This window comes from Pseudolysinimonas sp. (assembly GCF_039912695.1).
Taxonomy (GTDB): Bacteria; Actinomycetota; Actinomycetes; order Actinomycetales; family Microbacteriaceae; genus Pseudolysinimonas_A.
Genome location: NZ_JBDSPJ010000024.1, coordinates 20802 through 32351 on the forward strand (window position 1 = coordinate 20802; position 11550 = coordinate 32351).

Consider the following 11550-nt stretch of genomic DNA (forward strand, 5'->3'; position numbering starts at 1 on the left):
AGCGAGGGCCCGGGCAGTCACTGCTCGGGCCCTTTCTTCGCCGACAGACACCCGAGCCACCTATGCTCGCGGGATGGTCGAACAGCGCTCAGAGCGTCAGGGAGTGCGCCGAGCCGAGACGCGGATGCGGATCACGACCGCCGCGAACGAACTCTTCATGCGCAACGGCTACGTCGAGACCACGATCGAAGAAATCAGCGAGGCGGCCGATGTCGCAGTTCGCACGATCTACCTGCACTTCGGGTCGAAGGCGGCGATCCTGCTTGAGTTCCACGATTCCTGGGTCGACGCTTTCACCGACCGCATCCTCGATCGACCGTTCGACGAGCCGATCGCCGACACCATGATCGCGGCGTTGGGCGAGATGCGCGACGAGGGGTGGCGGGATGACCTCTCTCCCGCTGACGTGGAGGGACCCCATCCGATCATCGAGTTCATCGGCGGTGGGCACGGCGATATCGCCGGCCACCTGATGCAGACCTGGGTGCGGGCACAGGAGCGGATGGCGAAGTCGTTTCGCGAGCGCGGCAACTTTCCGGAGGCGTCGCTTGAACCGCGCATCAGGTCATGCGCGGTCTTCGCCGCCTGGCTCACCACGATTTTGGTCTTTCGGGATGTATTTGATGGCAGTTCGACCTCGACGCTGAGCTCTCACCAGGTCGGGACGGCGGCAATCCGCGCGTTCGGCGCCGGGGTGCGCTGAGCGGTTTCGGCGGAACGACTCGTCGGCCGGCGGAACGACTCGTGGGCCCGACGCGTACCCTGAGGCCATGACGAGCCACCCGACGGCGATTGCGGTGGCGCAGTTCGCGCCCGGCGCCGACGAGGCGGTCAATCTCGACACGATCCGTTCGCTGGCTGAGGATGCGGCATCCCGCGGCGCGCTCCTCGTGGTCTTCCCGGAATATTCGTCGTACTTCACGCCCGGTCTCGGCGCCGACTGGGTCGACCACGCGCAGTCGTTGCACGGTCCGTTTGTGCGAGCGCTCGCCGAGATCGCGGCGGAGCTCGGCATCCATCTCGTCGCCGGAATGATCGAACTCGTTCCGGGCCAAGACCTCACCTCGGGTCAGCCGGAGCGGGTCGCAAACACCGTGGTCGCGGTCAACGCACACGGCGAGGTCGTCGCGCACTACCGCAAGATTCACCTCTACGACGCGTTCGGGACGCGCGAGAGCGACCGCATCGTCGCCGGACCGATCTGGGCGCCGGAGGCTGCCCCGACCTTTGCGTTCGGCGGCTTCACCGTCGGCTTGCAGACCTGTTACGACATCAGGTTCCCCGAGGTCACCAGACGCCTGGTGGATGCCGGGGCCGACCTCGTCGTGCTGCCCAGTGAGTGGGCGCGCGGCCCGCTGAAAGAGCACCACTGGCGCACCCTCGTCACCGCGCGCGCGATCGAGAACACGATCTACCTTGCCGCCGCCGACCACGCCCCGCCGGTTGGGGCGGGCAACAGCATGGTCGTGGATCCGATGGGGGTCGAACTGGTCACCATCGGTGAGTCGACGGATGTCGCGGTCGCCTGGATCTCACCCGAGCGAGTCGCCGAAGTACGTCACCTCAACCCGGCGCTTCAGTTGCGTCGGTTCACGGTCGAACCGCGCTGAGCCATTCGTTTAAGTCGGATCTTTGCGGTTGACCAAGCTCATCGCGAACTCGACGTAGGCAGCCTTGCCGGGGGAGGTATCCGTCGCGTCCGTGTCGGCGCCCCGCTCAAGAAGCACCAGGAGACCTTCGCTCACCAGGTCGAGTTCAGAGTTCGGTGCGGTGAGTGCGGCCCCGGCACTGACCGCGCTGAGCAGTGCGGAGAGTTGGTGGGGGTCGACATCCCGACGCACCATGCCGACATCCTGCATGCGCTCGATGAAGCTGGCTCGCAGCCTGAACTCGGGAATGTAGGAGAACCCGTGAGTGGCGCGCATGATCGTGTTCAGGCCGTCGCGATCCATCAGATAGAGGGCTCGAGCGAGCGGCCGTTCGTACACGGCGGTCAGGGTGTAGCGGTAGATCTGCGAGAGAAACCCGCCGCGCGGATCGCGATCGATGTTGTCGATGATGACGGCCCACATCCCGCCGAACTCACGGTTGAGCATCGCGACCAACAGATCTTCAAGCGAGCCGAATTCGGCCAAGACGTCATCGTCGTCGAGACCAAGTTCAGACGCTATCCGCGAGATCGAAACGGCGTCGAACCCGTCTTCGGTGATCAGCCGACAGGCAGTGTCGAGCAGGACATCCGACTGCAACTGGGGCACGCGCTGATCCTCTCCCGTGGGCGTTTAACTCTACGGCCAGGGGTTGGACGCGCGTGCACAGACAGGGCGGTCCCCAGGTCGCGACCGCCGGGCGCGGGAACGCCAGCTGTGGATATCTCGGGATTCAGAGCCGCAGGCTGGATACCGTAGGAGCCATGCGAACAGTGGTCGGGGCGTTCGCCCTCGTCGGACTCCTTGCCCTCACGGGGTGCATCGACTCCCACCCGATCCCGACCCTTCCGCCGACACCCTCCGCCACGCCGATCTTCGCCTCCGATGAGGATGCCCTCGCGGCGGCAGAGGATGCGTATCGGGCTTACCAAGAAGCGTCAACCCTGATCGTCAATGAGGGGGGCGTTGATCCGGAGCGCATAGCGCCCTACGTGACTGAGGCTCACCTCGAGGGCGAGCTGGAGGGTTTCGGCTTTTATAGCGATCGGGGATATCGCTCCGAGGGCGCGGCGTCGTTCGACTCCATGTCGATTCAACAACTTCAGCAGGATGCGAACTTGACGCTCGTCGTGGTGTATCTCTGCGTAGACGTCACAAACGTGCGCGTCTTTGACCAGTCCGATGTTGACGTCACTCCAGCGAGTCGGCCAGATAGAGTCCCGCTCGAAGTGAGCTTTGAAGCGACGAGGCCCGGTCATCTTCTCGTGAGCGAGAGTTCGCAATGGTCTGGCACAGACTTCTGCTAGCGGCCTCTGCCGTGGTCGCCCTGGCTTTGCCGACGGCGTCCGCGGCCGCCGCAGAGCAAGAAAACTGCTACGACTCGTCGGCATACTTTGGTTGCGAAGACGTCACGGGGGCGATCGACGGCGACCACGTCGACCTGACCGGCACGGGTAAGACCCCGGGCCGGGGGCACGGTGGACCGTCATCGTCGTCGCCATCCACTCCGCCGCAGCCGGCCGATTGCCTGCCGTGCCCGCGGGACACCTACACAATTTCGGCACCCGTCACGATTGCCGACATCGCCGCCTTCCGCCCCGCGCCTGGTCGGCAGTTGATGGAACCCGACGGCTGGACCATCGCCGGCCGCGAGACGAACTTCTACGCCATCGTCGGCATCCAGATCGTGAACGGCCAGCTGCTCGGCCAATCCGCCGACGTGCGCTTCACCCCGATCTCGTATCACTGGGCTTACGGCGACGGTCAGGCCGCGACGAAGAGCACGAAGGGCGGCACCTGGGCATCCCAACGCGTCGCCGAGTTCGACCCGACCCCGACATCCCACGTGTACGAAACGCTCGGCGACTACACGATCACCCTGTCGATCACATTTCGTGCCGAGTATCGCTACGCCGGCGGGGCGTGGATTCCGGTGATCGGCACTTTGACTTTGCGCGCGAACGACCTTCAGATTCGGGTGGGATCGGCCAAGACGGTGCTCGTCGACCACGACTGCATCCAAAATCCGGGCGGTCCTGGATGCTGACAGCGCCACGGAGAACCTGCGGGTAGGCTCCCAGCGCGTCCACAAGGCGCTCATAGGATGCGGCGAGATGCTGGCTCCGCCGAAAGGAGCACTCGATGTCCGAGTCACAACCAGAGTCACATCCCGAAACTGCCCCCAGCGCCACGCCCTCTACGGCGCTCGAGGCTCCTTATTCGCACCTACCGGCGGCTACGCCTCCGAGCGCGACGCCGAAGCAGCGCTCCACCGTCGGCCCGATCATTGCCGCACTCGCGGTCGGTGCACTCGTAGGTGGCGCGTCAGGCGCTGGAGTCGCCGTCTGGGCCGTCTCGAGCAGCGGTACCGCGACGCAGTCGGGAACCATGACTCCCCAGACAGTCACGATCGACAACACCCACGACCTGACCGCGGTAAACGCTGTCGCGGCCAAAGCTTCGCCGTCGGTGGTGACCATTTCGGTCACCGCATCGTCTGAAGGCGGAACCGGCTCCGGCGTCGTCTTGAGTGCCGACGGGTACGTTCTCACCAACAATCACGTTGTCACCCTCGACGGCGCCTCAAGTACTGGCACGATCGAAGTCACGACCGCCGACGGCCACATCTACAAAGCCACCATCGTCGGCACCGACCCGATCGTGGACCTTGCGGTGATCAAACTCACCGACGCGAGCGGCCTCACGCCGATGGAGTTCGGCGATCCCGAATCCTTGAAGGTCGGCGACCAGGTCATTGCGATTGGTGCGCCGCTGGGCCTCTCGAACACCGTCACCGACGGAATCGTGAGCGCGCTCGACCGCAGCATTAGCATCGCCTCGTCGGCGGTACCGAGCGACGGATCGCCGACCGACAGCGGTAGCTCACCGTTCAACTTCGGCTTCCCGGGCGGAACGAGCTCCTCATCGAGTTCCAGCATTTCGCTGCCGGTCATCCAGACGGACGCCGCCATCAACCCCGGCAACTCGGGCGGCGCCCTGCTGAGCGACCAAGGGAAACTGGTGGGAATCAACGTGGCGATCGCCAGCACCGGAAGCGCGTCAGCATCCACTCAGTCCGGCTCGATCGGTGTCGGCTTCGCCATCCCGTCCGACCTCGCAAAGCGGGTCGCGGATGAGATTATCGCCACCGGCAGCGCCACTCACGGTCTCCTCGGAGCGACCGTGCGTGACGCGACGAGCGCCGACGGATCGCTTCTCGGGGCAGTCATCGACTCGGTCACGGCCGATTCGGCGGCGGCGAATGCGGGCATCAAAGCGGGCGACGTCGTCACCGAATTCAACGGAGCACCGATCGCCAACCGCACTGACATCACCGCCGCGGTTCGGGCGCTCGCCGGTGGGGCGAGCGCGAAACTCACCTACGTGCGTGGCGGTTCACCTCAGACCGTGACGGTCACCCTCGGAACCTTCCACTAACCCTCGGGCGCCTCCCGAGCCTCGATTGTGGGATCGGTCGATGGGTTGCGGTCTTGGTCGTCGTGCGGCCGATGTTTAGCCCGTCGGCGGCGGGCCGTCACGACGATCGCCCGACGGCGGCGGCGGTGGCGAGGAGGGGAGCATCGGGTAGTTCGCCCGGCCACGTGGCAGCTTCTCGACGTTCCGCGGCTTCGGTGTTTTTGGCGCCCGCGCGGGTTTCAGAGCCTTGGCCGCCTTCGGCTCCTTGACCGCCTTCGGCGCCTTCGGCACCTTAACCGCTTTGGGCCCGGCGTCGAGCGTGAGCGGGAAGGTTTCGGGGGCGGGCGGGAACGCCGTGCGAGCCGAGTTCACGACCCGACGCCCCAGGAGATGGTTGCCGCTGCCGCCGACCACGGCGCCGATGCCGAACGGGATCATGCGACCGACGACCGAGCCACCCTGGCTCACGGCGAACTTCTTGAGGAACGTCTTCTGAATCTGTTCGGCGATGGGCCCGAGCACGGCGCGCGGCATGCTCTTGGTGACGAGTTCACCCCAGTAGACGTTGCGCGAGGTTCCGCGGCCGACGGCCTGACCGGCGAACTGGGTGAGAAGTTCGCGCCCGCCGTTGCCGAGCATCATCGTCATCACGAGGGTGCGGGCACGCTCGGGGTCGTCGACGGCGATCCCGTGCAGTTCGGTCACCGACTGTGCGAACAGGGCGCTCGCTTCGAGGAACCCTGCGGTTTCGACACCCGAGAGCACCAGGGATGCGCCGACGCCGACCGCCGGGATCGCCGCACTCGCGCCAACCAGGGCGCCACCGGTGGTAACCGCAGTCAGGTAGCGACGCTCGAGGATCGCGATGATCTGCGCCGGGGTGGCGTTCGGGCGGCTGGTGCGGATGCTGCGGATGTGCGCAAGCACAACGGGGCGCTGCACCGAGAGCACCTTGTCGAAACTCCGCATCACGGCGGGATGCATCCGGTCGTCGGTGCGCTTCTGAAGGTCGTCAGCCATTCTCCACACCGTAATCGGCCTGGTACCCGGCCACCACAGCAAGTGGGGTAACCGTCATTGATACGGTGGTGCCGTGGATCCCGATCGCGACCCCCCGTCATCGGGTCGAAGTGGTCCTGGCGGGCGCTCATCAGCCGCGCGTCCGGGTGATGCCCGTCGAGGATCAGGATCCGTGGCGACTCGCACTTCGGTCGTTCCGCCGACCGCCCCAGTCGCCGCGAAGGCAGAGGTCGCGCGCATCCCGAAGCCGTCGAAGGTGGTCGACCGGGCCCCTCGCCAGTCGACGCAGCCGGGGCTCGCATCCGGGGTTGCCCTCTCGGTGCACAACCTCACCAAGCGCTTCGGCAGCGTCACTGCTGTCGACTCGGTCGATCTGGAGATTCCGGCGGGCACGTTTTACGGATTCGTGGGACCCAACGGCGCAGGCAAGACCACGACCCTGTCGATGATCACCGGGCTGCTGCGCCCCGACCACGGTGTCGTCAAGATTCACGGGGTGGACGTCTGGCGCAACCCCGCCGTCGCGAAACGGGCGCTCGGCATCCTTCCCGACCAGTTGCGACTGTTCGACCGGCTGACCGGGGCCGAGTTTTTGCACCACGCCGGAGCGCTTCGCGGCCTGGACCGTGAGACCATCGCGCACCGTGTCGATGACCTGTCGGCCGCCTTCGGGCTGCGGCACTCGCTGGAACGTTTCGTGTCCGACTACTCCGCGGGCATGGTGAAGAAGATTGCAATCGCGGCAGCGATGATCCACTCACCCCGGCTGCTGGTGCTCGACGAGCCGTTCGAGTCGGTCGACCCGGTGTCTGCGGCAGCCATGATCGGCATCCTCGAGAAGTACACGGCGGCAGGCGGCACGGTGTTGCTGTCGAGCCACTCGATGGGGCTCATCGAACGCACCTGCGACTCGGTCGCGATCATCGCTGCGGGCCGGATGCTGGCGGCCGGTCCGATTGCGGACGTGCTGGACGGCGAGTCGCTCGAGACTCGATTCGTGGAACTGGCCGGCGGCGCGACCGCGGTGGAGGGCATGGAGTGGTTGCAGAGCTTCTCCGACTAAAGGCACGGCTGCTGTTCAACGCGCTGCGCGAAACGAACAGCGCCATCTGGACCGTCATTGGCCTCCTCCTCGCAGGCCTCGGCATCGTGGGCCTGTGGGCTGGGGCGCGAGCTGCCGTGGCCCTCGACGACGTCACCCGCGGGCGCGTCGTCGTGATCGTGAGTGTGATGCTTGCCCTCGGTGCATTCGTGGTGCCGCTGGTCGTCACGCGGGCTTCGTCACTTGACCCACGTGCGCTGACGCTGTTCGGGATGCGCACCTCGGGTATCGCGGGAGCCGTACTGCTCACGACCTTGGTCGGCCCCGCGCTGTTGTTGGTGCCCATCGCGATCGCACCGCTCTTTCTCTGGACCGGGCTCGCCGCCGGCTCGGCGACCCTTGCCATCCCGCTCATCGTCGTCGAAGGCATCTTTGCCGCCCGACTCGGTGTGGTCGTCGGGTCGGCGCTGCGACGGCATCCGGCAGCGAGCGTGCTCGTTCGGGTGGTCGCCGCAGTGTTGCTGGTTGCCGGGTTCGTGCTTCTCGTCGCTCAGCTCGCGCCGGTGATCGCCGAGCGACTTCCGGGTTCGTGGTGGCAGGTCTCGCTGACGGTCGTGCTCGCTCTGGCACCCCTGCGCGACCCCCGGATCTCGGCGGCACTCGACAGTTCCCCGATCGGTGCCCTCTGGCGCGCACCCCTGCACCAATCAGAAGGGCGCGCCGATCTGGCCCAGCAAGACTTCGGGATTGGGGTGCTGATGATCGCCGTGCTCGCCGCCGTCTGGTTCGCGACCCTCGCCCACGCGCTGCGCCCGACCCGTCGCATCCGGCGTGAGCGCGCCGCTCGGGTGCCCGGCCGTTTCCGTGCGCTGCCCTCAACTCCGCTGGGCGCAGTTGCTGCGCGCAGCTTCATCTACTGGGCACGCGATCCCCGGTACCGGGTCGCCTTCGTCGTGGTGCCGGTGGTTCCGGTGGTGGCCCTCCTCGCGATGTACATCGGCGGCATCCCGTGGGGCATTTCCGTGTTGGTGCCGCTGCCGCTCGTCGTGCTGCTGCTCACCTGGTCGACCTTGCACAACGATGTCGCCCTCGACTCGACAGCGGTGTGGGCGCATCTGGCTGCGCAGACCCGCGGCGTCCACGACCGCATCGGGCGGATGCTGCCGACTCTCGCGATCGGCGCACCGCTCGTCATCCTCGGTACCGCGCTCACCGCGTGGGCGGGCGGAAATCCCCTCCTAGCACCCGCGATTCTCGGAATGTCGGTCGCCGTGCTGCTGGGCGGCATCGGGGTGTCGAGTCTGTTTTCGGCGCGTTTCCCATACCCGGCGACTCGGCCTGGCGATGATGCGTTCTTGCAGCCGCAGGTGCCGGGAGTTTCCGGCGGGGGTGTTCAGGTCGGGTCGCTGCTGCTCATCCTCTTGGTCGCGGCCCCGTCGATCACCGCGTGCGTGTTTTTCCTCACCGGGGTGCCCGGCCCGTGGAATTGGATCTCGCTTCTGGCCGGCGCGGCTGCCGGACTGCTCATGATGGTCGTCGGCATCCAAGTCGGGGGGGCGACGTTCGATCGACGCGCACCTGAGTTGTTGGAGTTCGCTACGCAACACTGAGGCTTGTGGGGCTGAGCCGTGCACGCCTGGGTCTGCGGCCGTACCCTGGGATCATGGCCGACCAGGATCGCGGACCCGACACTGTCGGGGGAGGAACCGACACCCTCGACCGGGAGCTCGAAAAACTCCTCGAGGACGCTCAGCTCGAAGACGGTGATCACGACCGCTTCGCGCACTACGTGCAGAAGGAGAAGATCCTCCAGTCCGCGGTCTCGGGCAAGCCGGTCATCGCCCTGTGCGGCAAGAAGTGGATCCCGGGGCGCGATCCCGAGAAGTTCCCGGTCTGCCCCGACTGCAAGAAGGTCTACGAGCGCCTGAAGGGCTGAGCCCTTCCCCTCGGTCCTTCCCCTTGGGTTCCGCGGCTTTCCCCGGTCGCCGCAGGCTTCGCGCTCGCCGCAGGCTTCGCGCGCGCCGATGGCTTCGCGCGCGTCAATCGGTCCACCCCAGGGTCTCATCCGGACCGAAATCCACCCCCGAGTCGCGTGGCGTCTGAGTCGGCCGTCCACCTCTTCAGAATCGGCGGATGGAGCTAGGCAATTCGTTCACCGTTCGTCACGCGAGAGCGGCCGGTTTCGGGTCGGGCGCATTGCGCTCCCCACGGCTAGCGGCCCCCTTTCATGGCGTGCGGTCACGCGTCGAGCCGGTCGACGTCGTCGGGTGGTGTCGGGCGTATTCCGCGAAAATGCGACCGGATGCGGCCTTCGCTTCACTGACGGCGGCGCAACTATGGGGAGCGCCGGTGCCGGCGGCGGCGATGAGGGTCGGCGTCGATGTGGTCACACCGCATGACACAGCGCGCGTCCTCGGACGCGGCGTTCGCGGCACCCAATATGCCGACGGTACCGTCGAGATCGTCGATCACGAGGGATTCCGCATCCTGTCTCCGGCAAGTACGTGGGTCGATCTCGTCGGTGTCCTCGATTTCGCAGACTTGGTCGCGGTCGGCGACTTCTTCGTCACGCCGCCGTTTGGGCGAACCGACGCCCGGGCCACTCGCGAGGAGCTGGCCCGTGCACTTGCACTCTGTCGGAGAGTCGGTGCCCCACGCCTTCGCGCGGCTCTCGACATCGTGCGGGTCGGTCCCCTGTCACGACCGGAGTCTCACGTTCGCGTACTTGCCGTGAGCGCGGGCCTCCCCGAGCCCGTGCCGAATCTGCGCGTATCGCCCCTGCTCATGTTCGACCTGGCCTGGCCAGGCTGCCGCCTGGGACTCGACTACCAGGGTGCCGGCCATCGCTCGGCGACCCAATACGCACGAGACCTTGGTCGCGTCGAACTCGCCCGGCGCGAAGGGTGGGAACTCGTGCAGATCGCCAAAGCTGACCTCTACGAGCATCCGTTCGACCTCGTTGGGCGGCTCAGGAGTCGGCTAGTAGACCGGGGCGCCACGGTGAGAGTCGTTCAAGCGTCGAAAGTGGTACTTCCGCGACCTTGAGGTGGACCGATTGGCGCGCGCGAACGCAGGAACGCGAACGCAGGAACGCGAACGCGAACGCGCGCGGCAGGTCAGATGTAAACGGTCGGGATGACGGCGTCGCCCCGCGAGAGACCGAACGCTGAGAGAGGCAACTCCGCGATCGCGGCGGCGTGGTGTTTGCGCGCCACCGCGACCCCACCCGCGCCCAACCATTTCGGGTCGGTCACGCCATCCGTGATCAGGTCGACGAGCAGCCCGCGTCCCGGTTTGGGCAGAGTTTCCGGTTCTTCGACGTAGATCGTTTCTTCGACGGCGACGCCCTTCGCGAGGGATCGCACCGCAACCTTGCGGCCGGCGACGGTGACTTTTCCATCCGACCGCTTGCCCACGGGAATCCACGATCCCGACGCCGACTGATGCGCGACCAACTTGTAGACCATGCCGGATGCTGGCGATCCTGAGCCGGTGACGAGCGAGGTTCCGACTCCGTAGGAATCCACCGGCGCCGCACGCAGGGCCGCGAGCGTGTACTCGTCGAGGTCGTTGGTAACCGTTATCCGCGTCGAACGAGCGCCGAGGGCGTCGAGTTGTGCGCGAGCCTGGGCGACTACCACCGGCAGGTCGCCCGAGTCGATGCGGATCGCGCCCAGCGACGTGCCGGCGACCCGGACCGCCGTCGAGATTCCCTCCTCGATGTCGTAGGTATCGACGAGCAGAGTCGTACCCGTTCCCATCGCCTCAACCTGTGCGCGAAACGCTTCCTCTTCGGAGTCGTGCAGCAGGGTGAAGGCGTGGGCGGCGGTTCCCATCGTCGGGATTCCCCAGGTGCGCCCGGCCTCGAGGTTTGAGGTTGCCGAGAATCCGGCGATGTAGGCAGCCCGCGCCGCGGCGACGGCCGAGTGTTCACCCGTCCGCCGCGACCCCATCTCGGCGAGCGGTCGGCCGTCGGCGGCGGCGACCATGCGCGCGGCCGCAGAGGCAACCGCCGAGTCGTAGTTCAGGATGCTGAGCGCGAGCGTCTCGAGCATGACCGCTTCGGCGAAGGTGCCCTCAACGACCAAGATCGGTGATCCGGGAAAGTACACCTCGCCTTCCCGATAGCCGGAGATCGACCCCGCGAAGGAGTACGAGGCGAGCCAGTCGAGAGCCTCAGCCGAGACGACCTTGTTGGAGCGCAGCCAGGCGAGCTCGGCATCCCCGAATCGGAAGTTTGCGATCTCTTCGAGCAGGCGACCCACGCCCGCGACGACGCCGAAGCGACGTCCGGTTGGCAGCCGACGAGCGAACAGTTCGAACACGCAGCGCCGCGACGCAAGGTCGTCGCGCATTGCGGCATCGATCATCGTCAGCTCGTAGCGGTCGGTGAGGAGCGCGCTGGTCATCCTGAAAGCTTAT

The 11550-nt window shown here is 66.5% G+C and carries 12 protein-coding genes; 9 read left to right on the plus strand and 3 right to left on the minus strand.

Features of this window, described 5'->3' with window-relative positions; translation table 11 throughout:
- The first annotated feature begins 73 nt into the window (after window positions 1-73).
- The gene (locus tag ABIR17_RS11575) at window positions 74-703 is read left to right on the plus strand and encodes a TetR/AcrR family transcriptional regulator (RefSeq protein WP_348004552.1); all 630 of its coding nucleotides are present in this window, start codon (window positions 74-76) and stop codon (window positions 701-703) included.
- A gap of 67 nt (window positions 704-770) precedes the next feature.
- Entirely contained in the window at window positions 771-1610 is an 840-nt protein-coding gene (locus ABIR17_RS11580; RefSeq protein WP_348004553.1) for a carbon-nitrogen hydrolase family protein, read from the plus strand.
- A 9-nt stretch (window positions 1611-1619) separates the two neighbouring features.
- Here ABIR17_RS11580 and ABIR17_RS11585 read toward each other — a convergent pair whose 3' ends face one another.
- Window positions 1620-2258 carry a helix-turn-helix domain-containing protein gene (locus tag ABIR17_RS11585; RefSeq protein WP_348004554.1) on the minus strand — a complete coding sequence of 213 codons (639 nt, stop codon included), beginning with the start codon at window positions 2256-2258 and terminating at the stop codon, window positions 1620-1622.
- A 155-nt stretch (window positions 2259-2413) separates the two neighbouring features.
- Between ABIR17_RS11585 and ABIR17_RS11590 the strand changes: the two genes are divergently transcribed.
- The 3 genes from ABIR17_RS11590 (at window position 2414) to ABIR17_RS11600 (ending at window position 5087) form a co-directional block, all read left to right on the plus strand.
- Window positions 2414-2956 (plus strand): hypothetical protein, encoded by a 543-nt coding sequence (locus ABIR17_RS11590; protein ID WP_348004555.1) that lies wholly within the window; start codon window positions 2414-2416, stop codon window positions 2954-2956.
- A gap of 11 nt (window positions 2957-2967) precedes the next feature.
- Window positions 2968-3696 (plus strand): hypothetical protein, encoded by a 729-nt coding sequence (locus ABIR17_RS11595; RefSeq protein WP_348004556.1) that lies wholly within the window; start codon window positions 2968-2970, stop codon window positions 3694-3696.
- A 95-nt stretch (window positions 3697-3791) separates the two neighbouring features.
- Complete coding sequence (locus ABIR17_RS11600) at window positions 3792-5087, plus strand: trypsin-like peptidase domain-containing protein (protein ID WP_348004557.1); 1296 nt, start codon at window positions 3792-3794, stop codon at window positions 5085-5087.
- A gap of 75 nt (window positions 5088-5162) precedes the next feature.
- Here ABIR17_RS11600 and ABIR17_RS11605 read toward each other — a convergent pair whose 3' ends face one another.
- A complete protein-coding gene (locus tag ABIR17_RS11605; RefSeq protein ID WP_348004558.1) occupies window positions 5163-6086 on the minus strand; it encodes a hypothetical protein in 924 nt (307 codons plus the stop codon).
- A 256-nt stretch (window positions 6087-6342) separates the two neighbouring features.
- Here ABIR17_RS11605 and ABIR17_RS11610 point away from each other — a divergent pair, with 256 nt between their 5' ends.
- From ABIR17_RS11610 to ABIR17_RS11625, 4 genes are all read left to right on the plus strand, one after another.
- Window positions 6343-7149, plus strand: coding sequence for an ABC transporter ATP-binding protein (locus ABIR17_RS11610; RefSeq protein ID WP_348004800.1), 807 nt, complete (start codon window positions 6343-6345; stop codon window positions 7147-7149).
- Window positions 7125-8738, plus strand: a complete 1614-nt coding sequence (locus ABIR17_RS11615; RefSeq protein ID WP_348004559.1) for a hypothetical protein — start codon at window positions 7125-7127, stop codon at window positions 8736-8738. The genes ABIR17_RS11610 and ABIR17_RS11615 overlap by 25 nt, the downstream gene beginning before the upstream one ends.
- A 53-nt stretch (window positions 8739-8791) precedes the next feature.
- A complete protein-coding gene (locus tag ABIR17_RS11620) occupies window positions 8792-9064 on the plus strand; it encodes a DUF3039 domain-containing protein (RefSeq protein ID WP_348004560.1) in 273 nt (90 codons plus the stop codon).
- A gap of 296 nt (window positions 9065-9360) precedes the next feature.
- Window positions 9361-10173, plus strand: a complete 813-nt coding sequence (locus ABIR17_RS11625; protein WP_348004561.1) for a hypothetical protein — start codon at window positions 9361-9363, stop codon at window positions 10171-10173.
- A gap of 71 nt (window positions 10174-10244) precedes the next feature.
- On the opposite strand, the gene ABIR17_RS11630 is transcribed toward ABIR17_RS11625, so the two are convergent.
- Window positions 10245-11537 carry a nicotinate phosphoribosyltransferase gene (locus tag ABIR17_RS11630; protein ID WP_348004562.1) on the minus strand — a complete coding sequence of 431 codons (1293 nt, stop codon included), beginning with the start codon at window positions 11535-11537 and terminating at the stop codon, window positions 10245-10247.
- Window positions 11538-11550: the final 13 nt, after the last annotated feature.

What these genes read in the sequence shown, in the direction of transcription:
- ABIR17_RS11575 (WP_348004552.1), top strand. Translation starts at nt 74, where the DNA reads ATGGTCGAACAGCGCTCAGAGCGTCAGGGAGTGCGCCGAGCCGAGACG.
- ABIR17_RS11580 (WP_348004553.1), top strand. Translation starts at nt 771, where the DNA reads ATGACGAGCCACCCGACGGCGATTGCGGTGGCGCAGTTCGCGCCCGGC.
- ABIR17_RS11590 (WP_348004555.1), top strand. Translation starts at nt 2,414, where the DNA reads ATGCGAACAGTGGTCGGGGCGTTCGCCCTCGTCGGACTCCTTGCCCTC.
- ABIR17_RS11600 (WP_348004557.1), top strand. Translation starts at nt 3,792, where the DNA reads ATGTCCGAGTCACAACCAGAGTCACATCCCGAAACTGCCCCCAGCGCC.
- ABIR17_RS11605 (WP_348004558.1), bottom strand. Translation starts at nt 6,086, where the DNA reads ATGGCTGACGACCTTCAGAAGCGCACCGACGACCGGATGCATCCCGCC.
- ABIR17_RS11620 (WP_348004560.1), top strand. Translation starts at nt 8,792, where the DNA reads ATGGCCGACCAGGATCGCGGACCCGACACTGTCGGGGGAGGAACCGAC.
- ABIR17_RS11630 (WP_348004562.1), bottom strand. Translation starts at nt 11,537, where the DNA reads ATGACCAGCGCGCTCCTCACCGACCGCTACGAGCTGACGATGATCGAT.